Consider the following 25,005-nt stretch of genomic DNA (forward strand, 5'->3'; position numbering starts at 1 on the left):
TGACTGGAAGCTTCATTGATCAACGTCTCTTCGTCAAGATTCTTCACCCCCTATCCGCCGCCGGGAACGTAGGATCGACGGCGTGACAGGGGCGGAACGGCACACGGGCAACGGCATGACCGACGGGCTGGAACGGCTCTGGACTCCGCACCGGATGACGTACGTCTCCGGTTCCGACCGCCCGGAGGGCGGCTACGACAAGCCAGGCGGCTGCCCGTTCTGCCTGGCCCCCGGCCTGCCGGCCGAGGAGAGCCTGGTGGTGGCCCGGGGCGAGCGGGTCTTCGCGGTGCTCAACCTCTACCCCTACAACCCGGGGCACCTGCTGATCTGCCCCTACCGGCACGTGCCCGACTACACCGACCTCGACCTCGCCGAGACCGCCGAGCTGGCGGCCTTCACCCAGACCGCGATGCGGGTGGTGCGGCGGGTCAGCAACGCCCACGGGTTCAACCTGGGGATGAACCAGGGCGGCGTCGCCGGGGCCGGCATCGCCGAGCACCTGCACCAGCACGTGGTGCCCCGGTGGGGCGGCGACGCCAACTTCATGCCGGTGATCGGGCGGACGAAGGTGCTGCCCCAACTGCTCACCGACACCCGCGACCTGTTCCGCCGCGCCTGGCCGAGCTGACCCTGCGTGGCCGGGTCGTCCCGTTCCGGTGAAACGGCCGCCCGCGGCGGCGCTCCGAGTGGCACGATCTGGCGGTGGCAGTGACGACACGGACATTGGGTCGCAGCGGCATCGAGGTCAGCGCCCTCGGCATGGGCTGCTGGGCCATCGGCGGCCCCTGGGCCGAGGGCACCCAGCCGCTGGGCTGGGGCGCGGTCGACGACGCCGAGTCGATCCGCGCGGTCCGCCGGGCGCTCGATCTCGGCGTGACCCTCTTCGACACCGCCGACACGTACGGCGCCGGGCACGGCGAGCAGGTCCTCGGCCGGGCCCTCGCCGGCCGCCGCGACGAGGCCGTGATCGCCACCAAGTGGGGCTACACGTTCGACCCCCCGACCCGCCAGGCCACCGGGCAGGACGCCTCGCCGGCGCACCTGCGCCGGGCCGTGGTCGACTCGCTGCGTCGCCTCGGCACCGACCGCATCGACCTCTACCAGCTGCACCTGGGCGACCTGCCGGTGCCGCGCGCGCAGGCTCTCTTCGCGGCCTGCGACGACCTCGTCGCCGAGGGGCTGATCCGGGCGTACGGGTGGAGCACCGACCGGGTGGACCGGGCCGACGCCCTCGGCCAGGGCGCCCGCCTCGGCACCGCCGTGCAGCACGACCTGTCCGTGCTGCGCGACACCCCCGACATGCTCGCCGTCTGCGACAAGTACGACCTGGCCAGCATCAACCGCGGCCCGCTGGGCATGGGCCTGCTCACCGGCAAGTACGCCGCCGGTTCCACCCTGCCCCGCGACGACGTGCGGGGGGCGACGGCGACCTGGCTGGAGTGGTTCCGCAGCGGCCGGCCCGCCCCGGAGTGGCTGCGCCGGGTCGGCGCGGTCCGGGCGGCGCTGACCGCCGACGGCCGCACCCTCGCCCAGGGGGCGCTGGGCTGGCTCTGGGCCCGCAGCGACCGCGCGATCCCGATCCCCGGTTGCCGCACGGTCGCCCAGGTGGAGGAGAACGCCGCCGCCATGGCCCTCGGCCCGCTGGCCCCGGACCACTTCGCCGAGGTGGAACGCCAACTGGCGGCGTTGCGGTCGGCGGCCCTGCGTTCCGCCGACCGCCCCTACTGGCCCATGCCTCCGACCCCGCCCACCCGCCCCTGAACGCGGGTCAGTGAGGGGGGGCGGGGTCGTAGCGGGCGAACCGGCGGCGGAAGGTGCCCGTCCCGGAGGTGAGCGAGCGCAGCTCGACGGCGTAGCGCAGCAGCTCGACGGCCGGCACCTCGGCGCGCACCAGCGTCTGCCCCTCGGCGTCCGGGTCGGGCTCGGTGCCGAGCACCCGGCCGCGCCGGCCGGCCAGGTCGCCCAGCACCGCGCCGACGGCGTGCCCCGGCACCCGCACGACCACCTCGTCGATCGGCTCCAGCAGGACGGGCTGGCCCTTCTCGGCGGCGTCGCGCAGCGCGAGCGCCCCGGCGGTCTGGAACGCCGCGTCGGAGGAGTCGACGCTGTGCGCCTTGCCGTCGACCAGGGTCACCCGCAGGTCCACCACCGGGTGCCCGGCGACCAGGCCCCGCTCCAGCTGCGCCCGGACGCCCTTCTCCACCGACGGGACGTACTGGTGCGGCACCGCGCCGCCGACGACCCGGTCGACGAACTCGAACCCCGCGCCCCGGGGCAGCGGCTCGACCTCGATGTCGCAGACGGCGTACTGGCCGTGGCCGCCGGACTGCTTGACGTGCCGGCCGTGCCCCTTCGCGGGCGTGGCGAGGGTCTCCCGCAGCGGCACCCGCACCGGCTCGGTGTCCAGCTCGACGCCGCCGCCGCGCAGCCGGTCGAGCACCACGTCGGCATGCGCCTCGCCCATGCACCACAGCACGAGCTGGTGGGTCTCCGGGTTGCGTTCCAGCCGCAGGGTCGGATCGCCGGCGACGAGCCGGGCCAGGTTGCGGGCCAGCGCGTCCTCGTCGGCGCGGCTGCGCGCGACGACGGCCACCGGCAGCAGCGGCTCGGGCATCTCCCACGGGGCGACCAGCAGCGGGTCGTCCTTGGCGGAGATGGTGTCGCCGGTCTCCGCGCTGCCCGACTTGGTGACCGCGCAGATGTCGCCGGCCACGCACGCGCCCACCTCGCGCAGGCTCGCGCCCAGCGGGGTGTAGATGTGCCCCACCCGCTCGTCGGCGTCGTGGTCGGGGTGCCCCCGCTCGGCCATGCCGTGGCCGGCGACGTGCACGGTCAGCTCGGGGCGCAGGGTGCCGGAGAAGACCCGGACCAGCGACACCCGGCCGACGTGCCGGTCCACGGTCGTGCGGACCACCTCGGCCACGAGCGGCCCGGACGGGTCGCAGGTCAGCGGCGGCCGGGGCGAGCCGTCGACCCCGGTGACGGCGGGCAGCTCGTGCTCCAGCGGTGAGGGGAACGCCGACACCAGGCCGTCGAGCAGCACGTCCAGCCCGACCCCGGTCGCCGCGCAGACCGGCAGCACCGGGTGGAAGTGCCCCCGGGCGACGGCCTTCTCCAGGTCGGCGACCAGCACGGCGGTGTCGATCTCCTCGCCGGCGAGGTAGCGGTCCATGAGGGACTCGTCCTCGCTCTCGGCGATGATCCCCTCGATCAGCTCGTTGCGGGACTCGGCGATCGCCGGCAGGTGCTCCGGGTCCGGCTCGCGCACCTGCGCCGGCAGGCCGGCGGTGTAGTCGAAGACCCGGCGGGTGACGAGGCCGAGCAGCCCCGCCACCGACTCGCCGTCGTCGCCGAGCATCGTCAGGTGCAGCGGGAGCACGTTGTCGCCGAAGACCCGCTGGCACAGCGCCACGGCCTCGTCGAAGTCGGCGCGCGGGTGGTCCAGCCGGGTCACCGCGACCGCCCGGGGCATGCCGACGGCGGCGCACTCCTCCCACAGCGCGGCGGTGGTGGCGTCCATCCCGTCGACGGCGGAGACCACGAACAGGGCGGCGTCGGCGGCCCGCAGGCCGGCGCGCAGCTCGCCGACGAAGTCGGCGTAGCCGGGGGTGTCCAGCAGGTTGATCTTGACGCCCTGGTGCACCAGCGGGGCGCAGGCCAGGCTCACCGAGCGCTGCTGGCGCACCGCCGCCGGGTCGTGGTCGCAGACCGTGGTGCCGTCGGCGACCGAGCCGGCCCGGCCGATCGTGCCGGTGGCGGCGAGCAGCGCCTCGACCAGGGTCGTCTTGCCCGCCCCGGAGTGCCCGACGAGCACCACGTTGCGTACCCCGCCGGGCTCGGTGACCGTCGGCACGCCGCCGGCGGCCCCCTTGTCCTGACTCTTCTGCGCCATGGGGCGCACCTCCCTTGGCCGGTGGTGGGTGGCGACCGCCGCGCGCGACGGGAAGCGGCCCGATGCTGCTGCCGCGGCGACATCCTCCGGTGATCGGCTGCACGACTGATACGGGACGGTCCGGCGGGTGAGCTAACTCACCCACACACCCGATCTCACACCTCTTGCGGAGCCGGCACAAGACTTCCTCGGGCGGGTCGGCGACCGGGGCGTACCGCCGCGGGGTGCCGGCCGTTATCGTGGGACCGCCATGGCGAAGATCTTCCAAGTGTCGGCCCGCGCGGGGATGACCCGCGTCGTCGAGCCGATCGCGCGCCGCCTGCTCCGCGCGGGCGTGACCCCGAACGCCGTCACCGTGACCGGCACCCTCGGGGTGCTCGTCGGCGCGCTCGGCCTCGGCGCCCGCGGCCACCTCGTCGCCGGCGCGTTGGTCGTGACGTTCTTCGCGCTCACCGACCTGCTCGACGGCACGATGGCCCGGATGAGCGGCGGCTCGACGCGGTTCGGCGCGTTCCTCGACTCGAGCATGGACCGGGTCGCCGACAGCGCCGTCTTCGGCGCGGTCGCCTACTGGCTGGCCACCGAGGGCGACCACGCCGGCGTCGCCGCCGCGCTGCTCTGCCTGGCCGCCGGGGGCCTCGTCTCCTACGTCAAGGCCCGCGCCGAGGGCCTCGGCATGACCTGCAACGTCGGCATCGCCGAGCGCACCGAGCGGCTGCTCATCGTCGGCGTCGGCGGCCTGCTCACCGGCGTCGGCGTCCCGTACGCCCTCCAGGTCGCGCTCTGGCTGCTGGCCGCCGTCTCGATCTTCACCGTGGGCCAGCGGATGGCCCACGTCTACCGGCAGGCCCAGGCGAACACGCCGAGCGGGTCCCGGGGGTGAACCTCACCGAGCTGGGCTACGTCGCCGGCTGGCGCCTGGCCCGCGCGCTGCCCCGGTCCGTCGTGGCCGTGGCCTTCCGGGCGGGCGCCGACCGCGCCCACCGCGCCGGCGGCGGGGGTACGGCCCGACTGCGCGCCAACCTGCGCCGGGTCGTCGGCCCCGAGCTGCCCGAGGCGGAGCTGGACGACCTGGTCCGCCGGGGCCTGCGCTCCTACGCCCGCTACTGGATGGAGGCGTTCCGGCTGCCGTCGCTGAGCCGCGAGCAGATCCTCACCGGGTTCCGGCTCGCCCCCGACGGCGTCGACCGGCTCGCCGCCGACGTGGCCGCCGGCCGGGGCGCGGTGGTGGCGCTGCCGCACGCCGGCAACTGGGACGCCGCCGGCGCCTGGGTGGCCGCCACCGGCTGGCCGATCACCACGGTCGCCGAGCGGCTCAAGCCCGAGGCCGTCTACCAGCGCTTCCTCGCCTTCCGCCGGGGCCTGGGCATGGAGATCCTGCCCACCCACGGCGGGGACCGCCCCGCCTTCGACGTGCTGGTCGACCGGCTGCGCAGCGGCGCGGTGGTGCCGCTGCTGGCCGACCGGGACCTCTCGGCCCGGGGGATCGAGGTCGACTTCTTCGGCGCGCGGACCCGGATGCCCGCCGGCCCGGCGCTGCTGGCCATCCGCACCGGCGCGCCGCTCTACGTCGCCTCGATGTGGTACGAACCGGACGCCGCGTGCGCCTCGATCGCCGGCCCGCTGCCCCTGCCCGACGCCGACAGCGGGCCGCTGGACCAGCGGGTCCGGGTGCTGACCCAGCACATTGCCGACGGTCTGTCGGCGGGCATCGCCCGGCATCCGGAAGACTGGCACATGTTGCAGCGGATGTGGCTGGACCAGCGCGGCACCGGCGACGGGTCCCGGCCCGCCGCCGGCCCGCCGGCCGCCACCGGGACGGCCTGAGGCGAAGGGGCGCGGGAATGCGGATCGGCATCGTGTGCCCATACTCCTTCGACGTGCCCGGCGGGGTGCAGAACCACGTGATGGACCTGGCGGAGGCGCTGCTCGGGCTCGGGCACGAGGTGAGCGTCCTCGCCCCCGCCGACGAGGACTCCCCGCTGCCGCCGTACGTGGTGCCGGCGGGCCGGGCCGTGCCGCTGCCGTACAACGGGTCGGTGGCCCGGATCGCGTTCGGCCCGGTCTCCTCCGCCCGCGTCCGGCGCTGGATCGCCCGGGGCGAGTTCGACGTGCTGCACGTGCACGAGCCGTTGACCCTGAGCCTGTCGATGCTGGCCGTGTTGTCGGCCAAGGGTCCGGTGGTGGCCACCTTCCACACCGCGATGACCCGGTCCCGGGTGCTCGCCGCCGCACAGGGCGTGCTCCAGATCGTGCTGGAGCGGATCACCGCCCGCATCGCGGTCAGCGCGCTGGCCCGCAAGGTCCAGGTCGAGCACATGGACGGCGGCGCGGTGGAGATCCCCAACGGCGTCACCGTCGCCAAGTTCAGCCACGCGGCACCGCTGCCCGGCTGGCCCGGGGAGTGCGGGCCCGGCGAGGGCGGCACGCTGGGCTTCCTCGGCCGGTTCACCGAGGCCCGCAAGGGCTTCCCGATCCTGCGCGACGCGTTCGTCGAGCTGGCCGGCACCCGGCCCGGGCTGCGGCTGCTGGTCGCCGGGCCGGGCGACCCGGACGACCTGTTCGACCGGTTTCCCGCCCCGCTGCGGGACCGGGTCACGTTCCTCGGCCTGGTCTCCGAGGCCGACAAGGCGCGGATGCTGCGCAGCGTCCACCTCTACGTGGCCCCGAACACCGGCGGCGAGTCGTTCGGCATGATCCTCACCGAGGCCCTGGCCGCCGGCACGACCGTGGTGGCCAGTGACCTCGACGCGTTCCGCCGGGTGCTCGACGGCGGCCGGGCCGGGCAGCTCTTCCCCACCGGCGACGCCGCGGCGCTGCGGGAGGCCCTCGCGGCGCTGCTCGACGATCCGGCGCGGCGGGCCGAGCTGACCGCCTGCGGCGACCAGGTGGTGGCGCACTTCGACTGGCCCGTGGTCGCCCGCCGGGTCCTGGAGGTCTACGCGGCGGCGATCGAGGCGACCGACGGGCGGGTCATCGACCAGGAGTGGGCGGGGCTCGGCTGAGTGGTGTGACCGGGGTGGCTTCCGTGACGGGAGTGACCGCCGGCCGCGTCGGCCGCACCCCGGACGAGGCGAACGGAGCAGCACTACGATGCCGGGCATGTGGTGGGTGGTGGGCGCGAGCCTGGTCGTCGGGCTCGTCGCGGCGTACCTGATCTGGACCGCCGGCCGGGTCGAGCGGCTGCGCGTCCGCGCGGAGTCCGCCGCCCGGGCCCTCGACGCGCACCTGCTGCGCCGGGCCGCGGCGGCGGCCGTGCTGGCCGAGCGCCGCTACGGCGTCGAGCTGTACGCGGCGGCCCGGATCGCCCTCGACGCCGAGCCGCAGGAGCGGGAGGCCGCCGAGAACGACCTCACCCGGCAGCTGCGGGCGGTGCGGCTGGACCCGACCGAACCGGACTGCGAGGCGGTGATCGCCGCGAGCCGGCGGCTCGCGCTGGCCCGCCAGGTGCACACCGACCTGGTCCGCGACGCCCGGTCCGCCCGGGGCCGACCTCTGGTGCGGCTGTTGCGGATGGGGCGGCGGCACCCCTGGCCGCGCTACTTCGACATCGACGATCCGACCCTGGAGCTTCCGGCGGACGTGCCCGCCTGAGCCGCGCCGGCCGGGTGACGACGGCCACAGGGCAGGCCACCGTGGGTCTGATTGGCTGTCGGAGCGGCGTTGCACCCGTCGTAGCATTCAGCTAGCCGTCACCCCCCGAGCACGCCGAGGAGCGATGACCCGTGCCCGAAACCACCTCCCCGAACGCCAGCGCCACCCCCGTCGTCGGGACCGCCCGCGTCAAGCGCGGCATGGCCGAGATGCTCAAGGGCGGCGTGATCATGGATGTGGTCACCCCCGAGCAGGCCAAGATCGCTGAGGACGCCGGCGCCGTCGCGGTGATGGCCCTGGAGCGGGTCCCCGCCGACATCCGCGCCCAAGGCGGGGTGTCCCGGATGAGCGACCCCGACATGATCGACGGCATCATCGACGCCGTGTCGATCCCGGTCATGGCCAAGGCCCGCATCGGCCACTTCGTCGAGGCCCAGGTCCTGCAGGCCCTCGGCGTGGACTACGTCGACGAGTCCGAGGTGCTGACCCCCGCCGACTACGCCAACCACATCGACAAGTGGGCGTTCACCGTCCCCTTCGTGTGCGGGGCGACCAACCTGGGCGAGGCGCTGCGCCGGATCACCGAGGGCGCGGCGATGATCCGCTCCAAGGGCGAGGCCGGCACCGGCGACGTCTCCAACGCCACCATGCACATGCGCAGGATCCGCCAGGAGATCGCCCGGCTCAGCTCCCTGCCGGCCGACGAGCTGTTCGTCGCGGCCAAGGAGCTCCAGGCGCCGTACGAGCTGGTCCGGGAGGTCGCCGAGACCGGCAAGCTCCCGGTGGTGCTGTTCACCGCCGGCGGCATCGCCACCCCGGCCGACGCGGCGATGATGATGCAGCTCGGCGCGGAGGGCGTCTTCGTCGGCTCCGGCATCTTCAAGTCCGGCAACCCGGCGCAGCGCGCCGCCGCGATCGTGAAGGCCACCACCTTCCACGACGACCCGGACGTGCTGGCCAAGGTCTCCCGGGGCCTCGGCGAGGCGATGGTCGGCATCAACGTCGACGAGATCCCGCAGCCGCACCGCCTGGCCGAACGCGGCTGGTGACGCGCAAGGAGGGGCCCCCTGGTAACGCATTCCGCAGAGGAAGGGCCCCTTCCTGACCACCAGCCGAGGAGAGGAGCGAACGTGACGGCAGCACCCGCCATCGGTGTGCTCGCGCTCCAGGGCGACGTCCGGGAACACGTGGCGGCCCTGACCGGGGCGGGCGCGCACGCCCGCCCCGTACGCCGGCCGCAGGAGCTGGACGCGGTCGACGGCCTGGTCATCCCGGGCGGCGAGTCCACCACGATCAGCAAACTCGCCGACATCTTCGACATGCGTGAGCCCATCGACAAACGGATCGCCGCCGGCATGCCGGTCTACGGCTCCTGCGCCGGCATGATCATGCTGGCCACCGAGGTGCTCGACGGCCGCCCCGACCAGCGGGGCTTCGCCGGCATCGAGATGACCGTCCGGCGCAACGCGTTCGGCCGGCAGGTCGACTCGTTCGAGGCCCCGGTGACGATCGCCGGGGTCGAGGGGGAGCCGTTCCACGCGGTGTTCATCCGGGCGCCCTGGGTCGAGCGGGTCGGCGCCGGCGTCGACGTGCTCGGCGAGGTGACCGAGGGGCCGGCCGCCGGGCGGATCGTCGCGGTCCGGCAGGGCAACCTGCTGGCCACCTCGTTCCACCCCGAGCTGACCGGCGACCTGCGGCTGCACCGCTACTTCGTGGACCTGGTGCGCGCCGCCTGAGCCGTGGCCGAGGGCCCGCCCGGACGACCGGGCGGGCCCTCGGCGCGTCCGCCGCCGGGCGTGCCGGTGCCGGGTGTGACACCGGCGCACCCCACCTCGGTAGGATTGCCGCGGTTCGGCAGGGCTCCGCGCCCGCCGCGGCCATCCACGCAGAGCCGACCGGCCCGTCGTACGCCGGTGGAGAAGTGGAGTTGGCGCGGGCAGTCGACGCAGGCGTGATCAACAGACGGAGGTAGCAGATGTCCGGCCACTCAAAGTGGGCGACCACCAAGCACAAGAAGGCCGTGATCGACGCCAAGCGCGGCAAGATGTTCGCCAAGCTGATCAAGAACGTCGAGGTCGCGGCCCGCACCGGCGGCGGCGACCCGGCCGGCAACCCGACGCTCTACGACGCCATCCAGAAGGCGAAGAAGAACTCCGTACCGAACGACAACATCGACCGGGCGGTCAAGCGCGGCTCCGGCCTGGAGGCCGGCGGCGCCGACTGGCAGACGATCATGTACGAGGGGTACGGCCCGAACGGCGTCGCGATGCTGATCGAGTGCCTCACCGACAACCGCAACCGGGCGGCGACCGAGGTGCGCACCGCGCTGACCCGCAACGGCGGCTCGCTCGCCGACGCCGGCTCGGTGTCGTACATGTTCTCCCGCAAGGGCGTGGTGATCGTCCCCAAGGCGGGCACCAGCGAGGACGACGTGATGATGGCCGTCCTCGACGCCGGCGCGGAGGAGGTCAACGACCTCGGCGAGGCGTACGAGGTGGTCTCCGAGCCGAGCGACCTGATCGCGGTCCGCACCGCCCTGCAGGACGCCGGCATCGAGTACGAGTCGGCCGAGTCGTCCCTCATCCCCAGCGTCAACGTGCAGCTGGACGAGGACGGCGCCCGCAAGGTCTTCAAGCTGATCGACGTCCTCGAGGACTGCGACGACGTGCAGAACGTATTCGCGAACTTCGACGTATCCGACGAGGTCATGGCGGCGGTCGGCTGAGCCGTGGCGACCGGGGGCGGGCGGCGGTTCGCGCCGGGCGACGTGGTCGTCCGGCGGGAGATCCTGCGCGGTGAGGTCTGGTTCGGGGTCCCGACGATCTGCGTCGTGGACTCCGCGGAGCTGCTCGCCCTCTACCTGCCCGGCGGTGCGGAGTTCGGCTTCCCCGAGCAGGGGAGCTTCCCGTGCGGGCGGCACCCGTGGCAGGTGGCCGGGCAGCGGGCCTGGCGCGGGCACGGCAAGCTCATGCTGCACCGTCCCGGCGAGGCGCACTCCGTCGACGTGTTCTGGGCCGGGCCGGGGCGGGAGTTCGCGGGCTGGTACTTCAACCTCCAGGACCCGGTGCGGCGTACCCCGATCGGGGTGGACACCCTCGACCACGAGCTGGACCTGTGGTGGGCGGCGGACGCCGACCGGTACGTCTTCAAGGACGTGGAGGTGTTCGCCCAGCGCCTGGCCGAGGGAAGATACCCGGGGATGGCGGAGGCCATCCGCGTGGAGGGCGACCGGATCGCCGCGCTGCTCGACGCGGGGAAGCGCTGGTGGGACCCGGCCTGGGCGCGCTGGCGGCCCGACCCCGCCTGGCCGGTGCCGGCGCTGCCGGCCGGCTGGGAGGCCGTGCCCTGGTGACCCCGGCCGGGCACCCCGCCGACGCGCCCGGGCCGGCCGCCGTGGGCGGGCCGGCCCGGGGACGGGCGTCGCGGGGCGCTCAGGCCGCCCGGCGGCGGGCCTGCGCGGCGATGGCCACGGTGTTGCGCACCAGCGACGCCACCACCGCGACCAGGGCGATCGTGTAGACGACGTCGAGGTTGGCGCCGTCGCGCAGCCAGTCGACGCGCTGCACGAACTCGGGGTTGAGCAGCCGGTCGGTGAGGACGAGCCACGCCACCGGCACGGCGAACGCCAGGTCGAGGGTGACCTTCGCGCCGACCAGCGGCCAGGTCCAGCGGCCGGCCCGGTGCCGGGCCACCTGCAGGACGATCTCGGCGACCAGCAGGGCGATGAGCGCCGGCAACCAGAACCGCCACAGCGCGGGGTCGAGCACCGGGATGTGGTCGCCCCCGTCGTCGCGCACCCAGGACCGGAAGTGCTGCCAGGGCAGGAACGCGATCAGCAGCACCAGGGCCGCGATCGACACGGCCGTGTCGGCGAGCGGGACGCCGCGCCCGGCCGGTCGGTCCTCGGGCAGCTGGTCGACGGTCCACCGGGGCAGGTGCAGCGGCAGGCTCAACCGCTCGACGACCGCGAAGGTGAGCGTGACCCAGAAGGCGACCTGGACCACCACCTCGATGCCGGTGGTGACGCCGACGCCGATGGCCGATCCCACGCTGTCGCCGTCGACGGCGTCGAGCACGGCCACCAGGGCGCCGATGGCGATCGGCACGGTGGCGAGCAGCAGCCGCAGCAGCCGCCGCCAGGCCAGGTAGTAGGCGGGGCCGATGAGCTGGAGGCGGTGGTCGGCGTACCGGGCGGCCAGCCGCTCGGGGTTGCCCAGCTCGGTGAGCACCTCGCGCTCAGCGGTCTCGCGGTCCTGACCGGCGTCGGTGCGGCCGTCGATCATGTCGGCGATGGAGGCCCGCAGCTCGTCGGCGATCTCCGCCCGGCGCGGGGCCGGCACCGCCCGCAGCGTGGCGGCGAGGTAGCGGTCGGTCAGGGAACTCATCGGGCCACTCCTTCGATCAGGCCGGTGAGGGAACTCTGCACGGCGGAGAAGTCGGCGAGCAGCAGGCGCAGCACCGATTCCCCCTCGTCGCTGGTCCGGTAGAACTTCCGGGGCCGGCTCTCCTCGGTGTTCCACTCGCTGGTCAGCAGGCCCTGCTCCTCCAGTCGGCGCAGCAGGGGGTAGAGCGTGTTGGCGTCCACGGGGAAGCCGTGGTCGGTGAGCCGCTGGAGCAGGGCGTAGCCGTAGTCGGGCCGCCGCAGCGCGACCAGGCTCGCCACCACCACCGTGCCCCGGCGCAGCTCCTGGAGATGGGTCCGCAGGATGTCGTCGCTTACCACGAGTCACACGATAGTGTGTGGCACACAATATTGCTAGCCGGTAGGGTCACTGCCGGCATTTTGTCCGTTTGATGCACTATTGGGGTATATGGCCGTCTAACCTCATGTGGCGTATTCCTTCCGAGGGCGGAAGGGCAGATGGACAAGAGGCAGAGCGTGAAACTGGTAAGACGAATGGCATCAGTGGCGACCGTTGCCGTCGCCGGAGCGGGGATCGCGGGGCTCGTCGCCCTGACGACCGGTGGTCCCGCCGTCGCGGCACCTGGTGACGCCAGTGCCCGTGGTGTGGTGGTGGATCTCTCCGCCAGCGTCCTCGGGGTGCCGGTCATCACCGCCAACGCCACCATCGGCAGCGCGACCGCGCCGCCCGGCGGCGGCACCGACACCACCACCGGACTCGCCGTGACGATCCCCGGTGCGGTGGGGGTCACCGCCAGCGGCACCGTGCTGGAGGTCAGCGCCACCCGCGGGCCGACCGCGTCGTCGGCGAACTCCGACATCGCCGAACTCGCGCTCGGGATCCTGGGCATCCCGGTCGTCGCCGCCGACCTGATCACCGCCGAGGTGAACTGCCCGCAGAGCGGCACGCCCACCGCCGACACCAACGTCGTCGGGTTGACGCTGTTCGGCGCGCCCGCCGTGCTGGTACCGAACACCCCCGGGGTCACCGCCAGCGCCGCCGTCGTGGTGCCCGGCCTGACCGAGGCCAGCCTCACCGTCACCCTCACCGCGGTGGAGGAGACCACAGCCGACACCGCCGCCGCGGTCGCCGTGCTGGCCACCGTCCGGTTGACGGGCTCGGTCGTCGGCGGTCAGGTCATCGACATCCCGGTCGGCACCGTCATCCTCGCCGAGGCCAACTGTGAGCGGCCGTTGGCCCCCACATCGCCGACGGCCACCCCGACGCAGCCGTCGGCCTCGCCCACCGAGACGCCCACGGCGTCACCGACCCAGCCGTCGGCCTCGCCCACCGTGACGCCCACGGCGTCCCCGTCGCCCACCCAGCCGACGCAGTCGCCGACCGCGTCGCCGTACCCGACGCGCCACCCGCACCTGCCGGTGACCGGTGACAGCGGATCAAGCCTGTGGTGGACGCTGGGTCTGGGCACCGGCATGGTCACCCTCGGCACGGGTGCCGTACTGGCCGTCCGTCGCTCGCGTCGGATGACCGGGGCGTGATGATCGGCAGCCGCCGCTGAGTCGGCGCGGGTGGGGCCCGGCGACAGCCGGGCCCCACCCGCCTTCCGGCTCAGCGGTTCACTGACGTCACCCTGGGCGCGCCGACATCGGCGATCGATGGCCGGGAGCGACGGTCACCAGGTGACCGGGAGGGTCTCCACTCCGTAGACCGCGCCGAAGGGCCGGAAGGCCGGCTCCGCGTCCGGTTGGGCCAGGGCGAGCCCGGGAAAGCGTCGCAGCAGCGCCGGGAAGGCGATGCGCATCTGCAGGCGTGCCAGTGGCGCGCCCAGGCAGCGATGCACGCCATGGCCGAAGGCCACGTGGCCCGGGGCGGCCCGGTCGATGTCGAGCCGGTCGGCGTCCCGGAGGAAGGCCCGGTCCCGGTTGGCCCGGGGCAGCGAGATCAGCACCGACGAGCCGGCGGGGATGGTGCGGCCGGCGAGGTGCACGTCGGTGGTCGTCGTGCGCCCGGTGACCGACACGACCGACAGGAAGCGCAACAGCTCCTCCACGGCCTGCTGGGCCTTCGTGGGGTCGTCACGCACCATGGCGAGCTGGTCCGGGTGTTGCAGGAGTGCCAGCGTGCCGAGGCTGAGCATGCCCGAGGTCGTCTCGTGGCCGCCGATCAGCAACGAGGCCACGATGCCGACCACCTCTTCCGTGCTGAGCTGGGCACCGTGCTCGCGCACGAGCATTCCCAGCAGGTTCTCGCCGGGCGCCGCCCGGGCCCGGATGACCAGCTCCGCCAGGAAGCGCCGGTTCTCGGCGTGCACCGCCGTGTGCTGTTGCGGCGTCAGCGACAGGTCCATCAGGCGCGTGAACCGGTCGGTCATCTCGGCGTGGTCGTCTCCCTCGACTCCCACCAGCTCGCAGATCACCAGCAGCGGGACCGGCAGGGCGAAGTGGCGCACGAGGTCGGCCGGCTTGCCGGCGCCCTCCAGGTCGTCCAGCGCGGACTCCACGATGCCGGCGATCGTCGGCTCCAGGCGTTCGAGCCGGCGCGCCGTGAACTGCGGTGTCATCGTGCGCCGCAGGCGGGTGTGCTCGGGAGGATCGAACAGCAGCATCGTCCCGGCCTGCAGTCGCCGGCGTTCCTCGTCGTCCAGATGCGCTCCGATCGAGCGCGGCAGGACGCTGGTGAACCGCTGGGGATCGGACAGCACCTGCCGGGCGTCCTCGTAGCGGCAGACAAGGTAGGCGGGCGTATCGTCGGGCAGGGCCACCTGGACGACGCCCTCGGTTTCGAGGATCTCGTCCAGCTCCTTCCCCGGGTCCAACCCGTAGCGTCGCATGTACAGCGGCACCTCCAGCGCCTCGCTCATCACGGCCCCCTCCGTCACGGATCGTAGCGAGGAGGCTACTATAGATACCTACTGATCCTTCGATATCAGGTTCTGAAGCATTCGCACCATCTGTATCTTTTGTGGCTTGTGACGGGTCCCACGTCGTCGCCGGCCCGCACGTGACAACAACGGTGGCCGAGGCGCACGGGCCGTCCTTTCAGCAGGGTTTTAGGGAACCTCCCTGTACTGGGTTGGCCCACGGCAGCGGTCGATCCGCGAAGAGGCGGCCGGAGACCGGGACCGATCAGGCCGGCGCTACGTGCTCGACCGCGTCGTCTGTTGTCCTCTCGACAACCATGCGAGGTTAATCCGTGCGTATTCTGTTCACCTCGATGGCGGTTCGCTCCCACCTGTACCAACTCGCCCCCCTGATCTGGGCCTGCCGCACGGCCGGTCACGAGGTACGGGTGGCCGGGCAGCCCGAGCTCACCGAAGCGACGGTCGGCCTGGGGCTGCCCGCCGTCGAGGTCGGCCACGGCTACGACATGCTGAAGCACCTGAGCAACAGACAGCAGGCCCAGCGTTACAAGGAGAGCCTCGACTCCGCCGTGCCGGTCGACGAGCGTCGCCGGATACAGCAGGAGTCGCTGCGGCCACTCGTCGAGACGGTCACCGTGATGGCACCGGACCTCCTGCGCTTCGCGCGGCGCTGGGAGCCGGACCTCGTGATCACCGATCCGCTGATGCTGGCCGCCCCGCTGCTGTCGCAGACCCTGGGCGTTCCGCTGGTGCGTCACCTCACGGGGCCCGACCTGCTGCGCCGCCTGTGCCCCGTGCAGGGGCAGCCGACCACCGGAGCCGAACGGGAGCAATGGCCTCCCGGGCTGGTCGAGCTGTACGACCGGTACGGCGTCGAGGTCCGCGACGACCATCCGGTGCGGACGGTCGATCCGTGGCCGGGCAGCCTGCAACTGCCCGACGTCGTCGGCCGGATCCCCACCCGTTTCGTCCCCCACAACGGCGCGGCCGCCGCCCCCGACTGGCTCCTGGAGCCGCCCTCCCGTCCGCGGGTGTGTGTCACCTGGGGCACGACGACCACGATGCTCGGCGCGGACGACACCGTCCTGGCCCGCGTGGTCGGCGCGCTGGCGGCTGGCGACGTGGAGGTCGTCCTCGCGGTGGTGCGTGCGGACCGGGAGCGCCTCGGCGCGCTGCCGGACAACGTACGCGTGGCCGACAACGTGCCGATCAACCTGTACCTGGAATCGTGTGGCGCCGTCGTCAACGCGGGCGGCGCCGGCTCGGTGCTCACCGCGGCGTGCCACGGCGTGCCGCAGGTGATGCTGCCGCAGGCCTCGGACACGCCCGCCGTGGCGTTCAACTTCAGTGCCTCGGGGGCCGGCACCATGCTGGATGCCACGACGGCCGACACCGCCACCATCGCGTCGGCGGTCGACGCGGCGCTCACGGACGGCAAGATCCGGGATGCCGCCGAGCGGCTGCGGGAGGAGATCGCGGCCACCCCGTCCCCGGCGGACGTGGTGCAGGTCCTGGAGCAGCTCGGGTGAGGCCCGTGCCCGGGACGGGACGGGTGCGGTGCTTTTAGCGCTCGACTAGTCCGCCGTTAGTGCGGGCGCTCAAGCTTCGTACTGGCAGACCGGGTGGTCGGCGGCGGCGGACGAGGACCCGGTTCCGATGCCCGGTAGACCTGATCAACACCCTCGACTTCCCGGCGACAGCGTCGGAGGACGGCTATGGAGGTACCCATTCATGGGCGAGGACAAGGACGCCATTCTTGAGCTGGTCCGGAAATACCACCGGGACCAGCGCGTCGACGGGTTCGTGCCGGGGACCACCCCGGTCCTCACCTCGGGGGCTGTGCTGGAGGAGAGCGATCGTGTCGCCCTGGTCGAGGCGGCGCTGGAGATGCGGATCGCGGCGGGCCCGAGCGCGCGCCGCTTCGAGCGGGAGTTCTCGCGCTACTTCGGACTCCGCAAGGCGCACCTGACGAACTCCGGGTCGTCGGCGAATCTGCTGGCGCTGAGCGCGCTGACGTCACCGCAGCTCGGAGACGCGCGGCTGCGCCCCGGCGACGAGGTCATCACCGCTGCCGCCGGGTTCCCCACGACCGTCAATCCCGTGCTGCAGAACGGCTTGAAGCCGGTGTTCGTCGACGTCGAGCTGGGGACCTACAACCCGACTCCGGAACGCATCGCCGAGGCGATCGGGCCGCGTACCCGGGCCATCATGACCGCGCACGCCCTCGGCAACCCCTTCGCCGTGGCCGAGGTCGCCGCGCTGGCCCGGGAGCACGACCTGTATCTGATCGAGGACAACTGCGACGCGGTCGGATCGCTGTACCAGGGGCGGCTGACCGGCACCTTCGGGCACTTCGCCACGGTGAGCTTCTACCCGGCGCACCACATCACGTTCGGTGAGGGCGGCTGCGTCCTGACCAACGACCTGGCGCTGGCCCGCCTGGTGGAGTCGATCCGCGACTGGGGACGCGACTGCTGGTGTGAACCCGGCGAGGACGACAGGTGCCTCAAGCGCTTCGACCAGCAACTGGGCTCCCTGCCGCGTGGCTACGACCACAAGTACATCTTCTCGCACGTCGGATACAACCTGAAGAGCACGGACCTGCACGCCTCGATCGGCCTGTCCCAGCTGCAGCGCATCGACGAGTTCGGCGAGGCGCGGCGCCGCAACTGGCGTCTGCTGCGGGACGGGCTCGACGGACTGGACGGCCTGCTGCTGCCGGAACCCACGCCGGGCTCGGACCCGAGCTGGTTCGGCTTCGTGCTGACGGTGCAGCCGGACGCGCCGTACACCCGTCAGGAGCTCGTCGCCTTCCTGGAGGGCCGGCGCATCGCCACCCGCCGGTTCTTCGGCGGCAACCTGACCCGCCATCCCGCGTACGCGGACGTCGAGTACCGGATCGCCGGCGACCTGTCGGTCAGCGACATCATCACCCAGCACACGTTCTGGATCGGGGTGTATCCCGGCATCACCGGCGAGATGATCCAGTACGTGGTCGACTCGATCCACGAGTTCGTGGCCAAGCATCGGTGAGAGCGGGCAGGAAGCGGCGGCGGCATCGTCGTCGCCGCCCTCCGGCCGGCCTCCGGCGTCCCGCCGGCAGCACGTCGGCGCGGGCCGCGCGGGCCGTAGGTCGCACCGACCCGCCGCGCACCGGGCCGAGCTGACGATCAGCCCGGCGGCGGTGCCGCCGCCGTCCCCGCGCCGGCGCTGCTCAGCTGATCCCGCATCGTCTCGAGGGCCGCCTCGATCGGGGAGAACCGGATGCCGAGCACCTGTGCGGCGCGCTCGTTCGAGATGTTGAGGTAGCGGGGATAGGGCCGGCCGGCCGTGCGCGCGTAGTCGGCGTAGTGGCCGGGGGAGACCTGCGAGCTGTCCAGGTCGAAGACGCGGGCCACCAGCACCACGAGGTCGTAGGGCGACAGGCTGGTGCCGCCCGCGCAGTGGAAGAGCCCCTCCGGGGGCCGCAGCTCGGCGACCCGGTCGATCGCCGCGACGAACTCGTCGACGAAGACCGGACTCACCAGCGTGTCGCAGAACATCGGCGGCGTCCGCCCGGCGGTGAGCCCGCTGATCATCTTCCGGACGATGTCCCCCCTGCGGGCGTACCGTGCCCGGAAGGGGAACGAGGGCCGGAGGATGGAGAACCGGCACCCCGACCCGCGCACCTCGCCCTCGGCCCAGTACTTCGTCCGGCTGTACCAGTCCTGCGGGGCCGGCATGTCCGACTCCCGGTAGGGCTCCTGTTCGGCGCCGCTGAAGACGTAGTCGGTGGACACGTGGATGAGGTACTTGTCGTTCTCCCGGCAGGCTTGCGCGAGGTTGCGCGTCCCGTCGACGTTCACCCGGTAGCAGGATCCGCCGCGCTCACCGGTCTGCGCGTGGGCGGCGGCGAGGTCGGTGAACGCGGCGAAATGGACGACGACCTCGGCCGGCGTCTGCGCGACCGCCCTGCGCACCGCGGCGGCGTCGGTCACGTCGCAGTCCAGCGCCCGCCAACCGTGCGGCTCGCCCAGTTCCACGGCCCGGTCGCCGACCATCCCGCGCAACCCGGTGCCGGCCCGGGGCCACGCCTTCTCCGTACCCATCGGTCCTCCCGTCACCGCACCGACCCGCACACGACCGCGAGGGCGCCGGACGGCCGGCGCCTCCCGCCCCGCACGTCAGGGCTCAAGGGAGAGCGCCCGGGCCGGGCAGAGGGAGACCGCGGTCTCCACCGCCTCCACCGCGTCCGGAGCCGGCCGATCCGTGTTCAGCTGCACCATGCCGTCCTCCTCGCTCTGCCGGAAGACGCGCGGCTCGGTCAGTACGCACTGACCGGCCCCGATGCAGGCGTCCCGCTCGACAACGATGCGCATGTCCCTCGCCTCCGCCTCACGGTCCACCCGACGACTCACCACTGGACGGGCAGCTCGTGGAGGCCGTACGTGTTGGAGTCGAACTTGAACGGCAGCTCCGCCAGGGGCTTCGCCAGCCGCAGGTTGGGCAGCCGGGCGAACAGCGTGGTGAAGACGATCTCCAGCTCGGCGCGGGCCAGGTTCTGCCCGAGGCACTGGTGAATGCCGTAACCGAAGGCCATGTGATGCCGCGTGCCCCGGTGGATGTCCAGCTTGTCGGGATCTTCGAAGATCGTCTCGTCGCGGTTGGCCGAACCGAGGCAGAGCAGCACGCCGTCGTTCGCCCGGATCGTCGCCCCCTCGATCTCGATGTCCTCCTTGGCCACGCGGACCAGGACGTCCGAGATGGTGAAGTATCTGAGCAGCTCCTCGACGGTGCGCCCGATGAGGCTCGGATCGGCCTTCAGCTCGGCCAGGACGTGCGGGTTCTCCAGCAGGCCCGTGGTGCCGAGCGAGATCATGTTCGCGGTCGTCTCGTTGCCGGCGACCAGCAGGAGGTAGGCCATGTGCAGCAGGCCCTGGTGGGTGAAGACCTTCGTCTCGCGGTTGTTGACGATGAGGCGGCCCAGCAGGTCGTCCGTCGGCTCGCGGTCCTTCTCGATGAGCAGGCCGTTGATGAAGATGGCCAGTTCCATCATGGCCGTCCGGCGCTCCTGCGGACTGGTCGTCCTGCCGAGCATCTTGGAGGCACGCACGTGGAAGAACTCGCGGTCGGGCGGGTTCACCCCGAGCAGTTCCGACAGCACCTGGGACGGCACGCTCACCGCCACCGTGCTGACCAGGTCGCTGCCGGGGCCGGCCGCGATCAGCTCGTCCACGCAACCGTCCACGATCTCCTGGATGCGGGGGCGCATCTCCTGGATGCGGCGGACCGTGAACTCGGCTATGACGGAGCGGCGCGGCGCGGAGTGCTCCGGCGGATCGAGCCCGACCAGCGTGTTGACGGGCTCGTGCGGGGTGTCGATGTCCTCCGGGCGCAGCGGCGCCAGCATCGGCAGGTTCGGATGGGTGTGGTCGGAGCTGATCCGCGGATCGGTGACCAGGGCGCGTACGTGCGCGTAGCTGGTGACCAGCCACGCCTTCTGCCCGCTGGGCAGGGCGACCTGGGTGACCGGGCGCTCCCGGCGCAGCCGCGCGTAGGTCGGCGCGGGATCGAGGGCGTAGCCGCGTGGCATCGGGAAGTCGGGCACGTCGGGAAGGTCGCCGACGTGCGCTGCCGTCGTGGCCTCGGTCATGATCAACTCCTGTTTCGGGACGCTGCGGATCTCCGGCGGGCGCACGATAATTGCATCGAATCACCTCTGCTTGCGGCGATGGTAATCCTATAGATGGCAGCTAAAATGCTGCTAATTTTTGCGTCGGGCTGAACGGTCGGGACAAAGGACCGGATTGTTTGCTAGCTTTGCCGTTGCTGTTGTTCCTTCGTAAGGTTCGGCGAGACCGTGCGCGGTCCGACGTGGGAGGCGCGATGAGTGCCGATGAGCCTGTCCGGATGCCGCCGTTCACCGACGGCGGCGCCGAAATCCTCGAGTGGATGAAGGGAATGCGTGACGACCGGCCGGTCTGGCGCGACGAGCACAACCGTTACTTCGTCTTCCGGTACGCCGACGTCCAAGCGGTGTTCTCCGACCCGGCCCGTTTCTCCTCGAACATCGGCCGGCTCATGCCGGTCTTCGGCGCGGAGAAGCTCAGCGCCAATCTGCCCTGGCAGGATCCGCCCGACCACCGCCGGCTGCGCCAACTGGTCAGTCAGGCATTCACGCCGAAGACGGTCGCCGGGATGCGGCCGCGCATCGGCGAGGTGGTGGGCCAGCTGCTCGCCGACGCGCCCGGCGACGAGTTCGACTTCGTGGAGCAGCTCGCCTACCCGCTGCCGGTCATCGTCATCGCCGAACTGCTCGGCATCTCCCCGGGCGACCGGGCGTTCTTCCGCCGGTGCGCCGATCGCCTGCTCGGCATCGGCGCGGAGAAGGGGGAGTCGGAGCAGAAGGTGGTCGAGGCCATCGCGGAAGCCACCAAGGAGCTCGACGAGTACCTGCTCGCCGAGGTCCGGCAGCGGCGCGCGAAGGGATCCACCGACGACGTCCTCGGCGCCCTGGCCGCCGCCGAGCTCAACGGCGAGCGACTGACCGATCTGCAGGTGGCCACGTTCGCCGCGCTGCTGCTGAACACCGGGCACATCACCACCACGCTGCTGCTGGGCAACACCCTGCTGTGCCTGGACGACAACCCGGACGCCGAGGCCCGGATCAGGGCGGACCGCTCGCTGGTCCCCGCCGCGCTGGAAGAGGTCGTACGCCGTCGGCCGCCGTTTCCCCGGGCCTGCCGGATCGCCACCACCGACGTGGAGATCGCCGGCGAGGTCATCCCGGCCGACGCGTTCGTCATGCCGTCGATCCTCTCGGCCAACCATGACGAGCGGCAATTCGAGAAGCCCGAGCAGTTCGACATCCAGCGCGATCCCAACCGGCATTTCGGGTTCGGTCACGGCATTCATTTCTGCCTCGGCGCCCCGCTGGCCAGACTGGAGACCGAGATCGCGCTGAACCGGCTGATGACCGAATTCACCGATCTGCGGATCAGTGCGGATCCCGTCTTCCACCCGTCGGAGTTCTACGGGGTCAAGGAGATGACGGTGTCCGTCCGGAGGGCCTGAGCAAAGAGAGCGGACGGGTCCGGTGCGTGCGGTGAGAACCGCATTCGCCGGACCCGCCGGTGGCCCCTTTCGCCGAGGTGGTCAGGCCAGCTTCTCCAGCGTGTGCACCAGTTCCACGGGCGATGGCGCTTCGGCGATCTCGTCCTGGATCCGCCGTGCCGCGGCGCGGATCCGCTCGTCGCCGAGCACGGCGTCGACCGCCCGGCCGACGGCCGCCGGGTCGGCGCCGCCCGCGTCCAGGGTGATCCCCGCGCCGCTCTCGCAGAAGGTGGCCGCGTTCGGTGGGCGCTCGACCAGCGGTACGAGCACCTGGGGAACACCGAGAGCGGCGGCGGTGAGGATGGTGTGGGTACCACCCTCGCTGACCACGGCGTCGCAGGTGGGCAGCACCACGTCGGCCGGCACGTCCCCGGCGACGCGGACCGTCTCGGGAAGCGCGCCGAGCCTGTCCCGGTCGATCCCGCTGCCCGTGACGACGACCTCCACGTCCCGGCGGGCCAGCGCGTCGAGGATCCGGGGCAACGCGGGGGACTGCGCCGCGCGGGCCGCGTCACCCGGCTCGCCCCAGCTCAGGCAGACCCGGGGGCGTCCGGCCCGGCCCCAGGCCCACTCCGGCGAGGGGGCCGCCCCGTGGTACGGGATGTGCCGCACCGGGATGCGGGCGTGCGCGTCCGGCACCTGAATGCTGCCCGGCCACGGATCGATGCTGCCGAGCGAGTGGTCGTTGTGGGTGGCCACCCCGAACTCCTCGAACAGTTCACGTAGCCCTTCGGGCCAGTTCGGGCTGTACTCGTCGCCGGTGGTCGGCCCGTGCATCGGGTAGATGGTGCGGTGCATGACGTCCGGGCCCGTGAGGTGGCGCAGCAGGGGGATGCCCAGGGCCGCCGAGACGAGGGGAGCCGCGAAGGCCAGCGAGTCGGCGACGACGATCTGGGGCTGCCAGCGATCGGCGAACCGCACCAGGCCCGGGGCCATCTCGCCGGCCAGGTCCACCATGGGCGCGAACCGTCGGTCCAGCAGCCGGTGCCGCTCGTCGCCGGACGTCCGGGCGAGACCGGCCTGGGTGACGGCGGGGCCGTGCCTCCGCCGGCCCGCGCCGTCCCCGCCGACCTCGACCGGGCTCAGGCCGGTCCGCAGCGTCGTCTCGGTCAGGTGCGGGTGTCCGGCGACGCGCACCTCGTGCCCCGCCGCGCGGCAGGCCCACGCCAGCGGCGTCATGAAGAACAGGTGCGGCGGGCTGGGAAAAGGGATGAACAGGACGCGCACAGGGCTCTCCCCTCGGGATGGTGTACCTCATCGAAGGTGGCCGCGCTAAACGGGGACTGAACCTCGGGCCGCTCCGGCACACCCGGTCGGGCGACCCCGGCCCCGTCCTCGGATCGCCGGCGGTCGCCGCCACGATCCTGACCCGACCCGTCATCGAGCTGGCCTGACGCGCGGGGTCGCAGGACGCGGTGGCCGGCGATCCTGGCCGATCGGGATAATCGGCTGGTGCCGAATCTGGACTTCTACGCGGCCGACGATGATTGGGCCGCGGTCGTCGAGTCCGTCTTCGATCTGGGCCTGTTCCGGGTCTTCGAGTCCGACTCGGAGCCGGGCCGCGAGCTGCGTGAGTTCCGGGCTGCCGCCGACGTTGCGACGGCGCCGCAGGGGCGACACCTGGAGTTGTTCGTCGTCGGCTCCGGGCCGCAGCCGACGGTCAGTCGGATCGACCTGTCCGCAGATTCGCCGGGAGATCCGACGTTTCGACACTGCTGCGAAGGCTGGGGGCTCGTCCAGCTCTACTACGGCGGACCATTCGGGACGCGGGAGCTGCGCTGGAGCCACACCAACCACAATTCGGCCAAGCGCGCCGCGACGTGGGCGGCGGCCGTGCCGCGCCTGGGCGATCCCGCCGCGTGGGACTGGGCGGCGGTCACCAGCGCCTCCGGCAGACTGAACCGGGTGATCCGCCGGATGGCCGTGAGCAGGATCGGCTCGCACCCCGTGCTGCCGCACGCCGGGCGGCTGATCGCAGACGGCGGCCTGCGACACGAGCACGGCACGGGCGTCCACGCGGCCCCGTCCCACGGATAGCCGGGCCCGCAACGGCCATCGCGCGACGACGGTGGTCGCCGCGCGATGGCCGCGAGGGCGGGTGGATCAGGCCGCGATGGTCTGTAGCTCGGCGAGCCCGCCGCAGGTGGTGCCGCTGACGTTCCTGAACGAGATCAGGATCTGGCGCTGGGACGATCCGTCGCTGTTGATGCTCTGGCGGTAGATCATGCGGGTGACCTCGAACTGGCAGGTGATGGGCGCGCTGCCCTGCGGTGACGCGCCGACCAGGTAGACCGAGGTGACGGGGTTCGCGTTGAACCAGACCGTGGACCAGGTGGTGCCGGAGGCGATGGTGGCGATGGTGAAGTTGTAGGAGACGGCGGTGGAGCCGAGCCGGATGTCGGTCTGGCAGGCGATGGTCCCCACGTTCTTGACTTCCACGTAGAACTGGCGGACCGCGCCCGCTGCGGCAGGCTGCACGAACCAGGTGCGGGTCACCTGGAACTGGCAGGCCGCCGAGCTGGTGGCGCCACTCGGGTTGAGCCCCACCACCCAGTTGGTGTGCCAGGGGATGTTCCACAGGTGCGTCTGGGTGCCACCCGGGCTGACCCCGCCGGTGGAGGTCGCGACCGAGCTGCTCACCGCCGCGAGCTGGACCGTCGCGCCGCAGGCGATCGAGCCGACGTTCTTCAGGGTGAACTGGAACTGCCGCTGGCCGCCCCAGAGCTGGACGTACTGGCTGCTGATCGTTTCGAACTGGCACATGGACGAGGTGGTGGCGCCGACCGGGTTGTAGCCGACCACGTAGGCGGCGTCAGCCGGGGCGTTGGTCCAGGTCCAACCCTGCGTGCCGCCCGCCGCGACCGTCCCGGTGAACCACGTCGCGGCGGTGCCGAACCCGCCCTTCGCGGCGGCGCCGAGCTCGCCCGAGGCCGTCGCGGCGGCCCGTGCATCCCGCATCGACGGCTGCGACGACGAGTCGGCCTGTGCGACGCCGGCTGCGGCGATGACCAGGCCGAGTGCCGCCGCGGCGACCACGACGGCGCGGATTCTTCCTCCCATTGAAACTCCTTTACCGATTGATCCGGGTCATCCGCCCGGCCTTTCCATCGAGATTGCGCGGGCCGCCTTGCCATCGGCTAGCCGTCCGATAGCCACCCCGGCTTCGACGAATAAAATGTGATCGATCTGTTGAGGGGGGCTGC

The 25,005-nt window shown here is 72.4% G+C and carries 24 protein-coding genes; 15 read left to right on the forward strand and 9 right to left on the reverse strand.

Going from position 1 to position 25,005, the window contains the following annotated elements; all coding sequences use genetic code 11:
* Nucleotides 1-115 precede the first annotated feature (115 nt).
* Both TK50_RS12565 and TK50_RS12570 read left to right on the forward strand, forming a co-directional pair.
* Entirely contained in the window at nucleotides 116-628 is a 513-nt protein-coding gene (locus tag TK50_RS12565) for an HIT family protein (protein ID WP_199486067.1), read from the forward strand.
* Between the two features lie 74 nt (nucleotides 629-702).
* The gene (locus TK50_RS12570; protein ID WP_043962910.1) at nucleotides 703-1,761 is read left to right on the forward strand and encodes an aldo/keto reductase; all 1,059 of its coding nucleotides are present in this window, start codon (nucleotides 703-705) and stop codon (nucleotides 1,759-1,761) included.
* Between the two features lie 7 nt (nucleotides 1,762-1,768).
* Here TK50_RS12570 and TK50_RS12575 read toward each other — a convergent pair whose 3' ends face one another.
* Nucleotides 1,769-3,892, reverse strand: a complete 2,124-nt coding sequence (locus TK50_RS12575; protein ID WP_043962911.1) for an elongation factor G-like protein EF-G2 — start codon at nucleotides 3,890-3,892, stop codon at nucleotides 1,769-1,771.
* Between the two features lie 250 nt (nucleotides 3,893-4,142).
* Here TK50_RS12575 and pgsA point away from each other — a divergent pair, with 250 nt between their 5' ends.
* From pgsA to TK50_RS12615, 8 genes are all read left to right on the forward strand, one after another.
* A complete protein-coding gene (pgsA, locus tag TK50_RS12580) occupies nucleotides 4,143-4,775 on the forward strand; it encodes a phosphatidylinositol phosphate synthase (RefSeq protein ID WP_043962912.1) in 633 nt (210 codons plus the stop codon).
* Nucleotides 4,772-5,719: a phosphatidylinositol mannoside acyltransferase gene (locus TK50_RS12585; protein ID WP_043962913.1), complete on the forward strand. Its 948-nt coding sequence runs from the start codon at nucleotides 4,772-4,774 to the stop codon at nucleotides 5,717-5,719. The genes pgsA and TK50_RS12585 overlap by 4 nt, the downstream gene beginning before the upstream one ends.
* A 17-nt stretch (nucleotides 5,720-5,736) precedes the next feature.
* Nucleotides 5,737-6,897 carry a glycosyltransferase family 4 protein gene (locus tag TK50_RS12590; RefSeq protein WP_043962914.1) on the forward strand — a complete coding sequence of 387 codons (1,161 nt, stop codon included), beginning with the start codon at nucleotides 5,737-5,739 and terminating at the stop codon, nucleotides 6,895-6,897.
* 97 nt (nucleotides 6,898-6,994) lie between these two features.
* Entirely contained in the window at nucleotides 6,995-7,486 is a 492-nt protein-coding gene (locus TK50_RS12595) for a hypothetical protein (protein WP_043962915.1), read from the forward strand.
* A gap of 131 nt (nucleotides 7,487-7,617) precedes the next feature.
* Nucleotides 7,618-8,535: a pyridoxal 5'-phosphate synthase lyase subunit PdxS gene (pdxS, locus tag TK50_RS12600; RefSeq protein ID WP_043962916.1), complete on the forward strand. Its 918-nt coding sequence runs from the start codon at nucleotides 7,618-7,620 to the stop codon at nucleotides 8,533-8,535.
* 81 nt (nucleotides 8,536-8,616) lie between these two features.
* Nucleotides 8,617-9,222 carry a pyridoxal 5'-phosphate synthase glutaminase subunit PdxT gene (gene pdxT, locus TK50_RS12605; RefSeq protein WP_043962918.1) on the forward strand — a complete coding sequence of 202 codons (606 nt, stop codon included), beginning with the start codon at nucleotides 8,617-8,619 and terminating at the stop codon, nucleotides 9,220-9,222.
* 239 nt (nucleotides 9,223-9,461) lie between these two features.
* Nucleotides 9,462-10,211 (forward strand): YebC/PmpR family DNA-binding transcriptional regulator, encoded by a 750-nt coding sequence (locus tag TK50_RS12610; protein ID WP_043962919.1) that lies wholly within the window; start codon nucleotides 9,462-9,464, stop codon nucleotides 10,209-10,211.
* A 3-nt stretch (nucleotides 10,212-10,214) separates the two neighbouring features.
* Entirely contained in the window at nucleotides 10,215-10,838 is a 624-nt protein-coding gene (locus tag TK50_RS12615; RefSeq protein WP_229404432.1) for a ribonuclease FAU-1 family protein, read from the forward strand.
* A gap of 79 nt (nucleotides 10,839-10,917) precedes the next feature.
* Here the strand turns inward: TK50_RS12615 and TK50_RS12620 are convergent, their stop codons facing one another.
* Together TK50_RS12620 and TK50_RS12625 are read right to left on the reverse strand one after the other, a co-directional pair.
* Nucleotides 10,918-11,871 carry a permease prefix domain 1-containing protein gene (locus tag TK50_RS12620; protein ID WP_043962920.1) on the reverse strand — a complete coding sequence of 318 codons (954 nt, stop codon included), beginning with the start codon at nucleotides 11,869-11,871 and terminating at the stop codon, nucleotides 10,918-10,920.
* Nucleotides 11,868-12,209 carry a PadR family transcriptional regulator gene (locus tag TK50_RS12625; RefSeq protein WP_043962921.1) on the reverse strand — a complete coding sequence of 114 codons (342 nt, stop codon included), beginning with the start codon at nucleotides 12,207-12,209 and terminating at the stop codon, nucleotides 11,868-11,870. Before TK50_RS12625 ends, TK50_RS12620 begins: the two co-directional genes overlap by 4 nt.
* Before the next feature lie 291 nt (nucleotides 12,210-12,500).
* On the opposite strand from TK50_RS12625, the gene TK50_RS12630 reads away from it, so the two are divergent.
* Nucleotides 12,501-13,388 (forward strand): hypothetical protein, encoded by an 888-nt coding sequence (locus TK50_RS12630; protein ID WP_144420223.1) that lies wholly within the window; start codon nucleotides 12,501-12,503, stop codon nucleotides 13,386-13,388.
* Between the two features lie 134 nt (nucleotides 13,389-13,522).
* Here TK50_RS12630 and TK50_RS12635 read toward each other — a convergent pair whose 3' ends face one another.
* Nucleotides 13,523-14,710 carry a cytochrome P450 gene (locus TK50_RS12635; RefSeq protein ID WP_043964381.1) on the reverse strand — a complete coding sequence of 396 codons (1,188 nt, stop codon included), beginning with the start codon at nucleotides 14,708-14,710 and terminating at the stop codon, nucleotides 13,523-13,525.
* Between the two features lie 332 nt (nucleotides 14,711-15,042).
* Between TK50_RS12635 and TK50_RS12640 the strand changes: the two genes are divergently transcribed.
* Together TK50_RS12640 and rfbH are read left to right on the forward strand one after the other, a co-directional pair.
* Nucleotides 15,043-16,239 (forward strand): nucleotide disphospho-sugar-binding domain-containing protein, encoded by a 1,197-nt coding sequence (locus tag TK50_RS12640; RefSeq protein WP_043962923.1) that lies wholly within the window; start codon nucleotides 15,043-15,045, stop codon nucleotides 16,237-16,239.
* Nucleotides 16,240-16,441: 202 nt separating this feature from the next.
* Nucleotides 16,442-17,743: a lipopolysaccharide biosynthesis protein RfbH gene (gene rfbH / locus TK50_RS12645; protein WP_043962924.1), complete on the forward strand. Its 1,302-nt coding sequence runs from the start codon at nucleotides 16,442-16,444 to the stop codon at nucleotides 17,741-17,743.
* A gap of 137 nt (nucleotides 17,744-17,880) precedes the next feature.
* Here rfbH and TK50_RS12650 read toward each other — a convergent pair whose 3' ends face one another.
* From TK50_RS12650 to TK50_RS12660, 3 genes are all read right to left on the reverse strand, one after another.
* A complete protein-coding gene (locus tag TK50_RS12650) occupies nucleotides 17,881-18,798 on the reverse strand; it encodes an SDR family oxidoreductase (protein WP_043962925.1) in 918 nt (305 codons plus the stop codon).
* A 75-nt stretch (nucleotides 18,799-18,873) separates the two neighbouring features.
* Complete coding sequence (locus tag TK50_RS12655; RefSeq protein ID WP_043964383.1) at nucleotides 18,874-19,068, reverse strand: ferredoxin; 195 nt, start codon at nucleotides 19,066-19,068, stop codon at nucleotides 18,874-18,876.
* 35 nt (nucleotides 19,069-19,103) lie between these two features.
* Nucleotides 19,104-20,342: a cytochrome P450 gene (locus TK50_RS12660; RefSeq protein WP_063838566.1), complete on the reverse strand. Its 1,239-nt coding sequence runs from the start codon at nucleotides 20,340-20,342 to the stop codon at nucleotides 19,104-19,106.
* Between the two features lie 167 nt (nucleotides 20,343-20,509).
* On the opposite strand from TK50_RS12660, the gene TK50_RS12665 reads away from it, so the two are divergent.
* Nucleotides 20,510-21,763, forward strand: coding sequence for a cytochrome P450 (locus TK50_RS12665; protein WP_144420224.1), 1,254 nt, complete (start codon nucleotides 20,510-20,512; stop codon nucleotides 21,761-21,763).
* A gap of 81 nt (nucleotides 21,764-21,844) precedes the next feature.
* Here the strand turns inward: TK50_RS12665 and TK50_RS12670 are convergent, their stop codons facing one another.
* On the reverse strand, nucleotides 21,845-23,029 hold the full coding sequence (locus TK50_RS12670; protein WP_043962927.1) for a nucleotide disphospho-sugar-binding domain-containing protein: 1,185 nt from the start codon (nucleotides 23,027-23,029) through the stop codon (nucleotides 21,845-21,847).
* Nucleotides 23,030-23,254: 225 nt separating this feature from the next.
* Between TK50_RS12670 and TK50_RS12675 the strand changes: the two genes are divergently transcribed.
* On the forward strand, nucleotides 23,255-23,839 hold the full coding sequence (locus TK50_RS12675) for a hypothetical protein (RefSeq protein ID WP_052503709.1): 585 nt from the start codon (nucleotides 23,255-23,257) through the stop codon (nucleotides 23,837-23,839).
* Nucleotides 23,840-23,905: 66 nt separating this feature from the next.
* Here the strand turns inward: TK50_RS12675 and TK50_RS12680 are convergent, their stop codons facing one another.
* Nucleotides 23,906-24,862: a hypothetical protein gene (locus tag TK50_RS12680; RefSeq protein ID WP_144420225.1), complete on the reverse strand. Its 957-nt coding sequence runs from the start codon at nucleotides 24,860-24,862 to the stop codon at nucleotides 23,906-23,908.
* Nucleotides 24,863-25,005 lie beyond the last annotated feature (143 nt).

It is taken from the genome of Micromonospora haikouensis, assembly GCF_000876225.1.
GTDB classification, from domain to species: Bacteria; Actinomycetota; Actinomycetes; order Mycobacteriales; family Micromonosporaceae; genus Micromonospora; species Micromonospora haikouensis.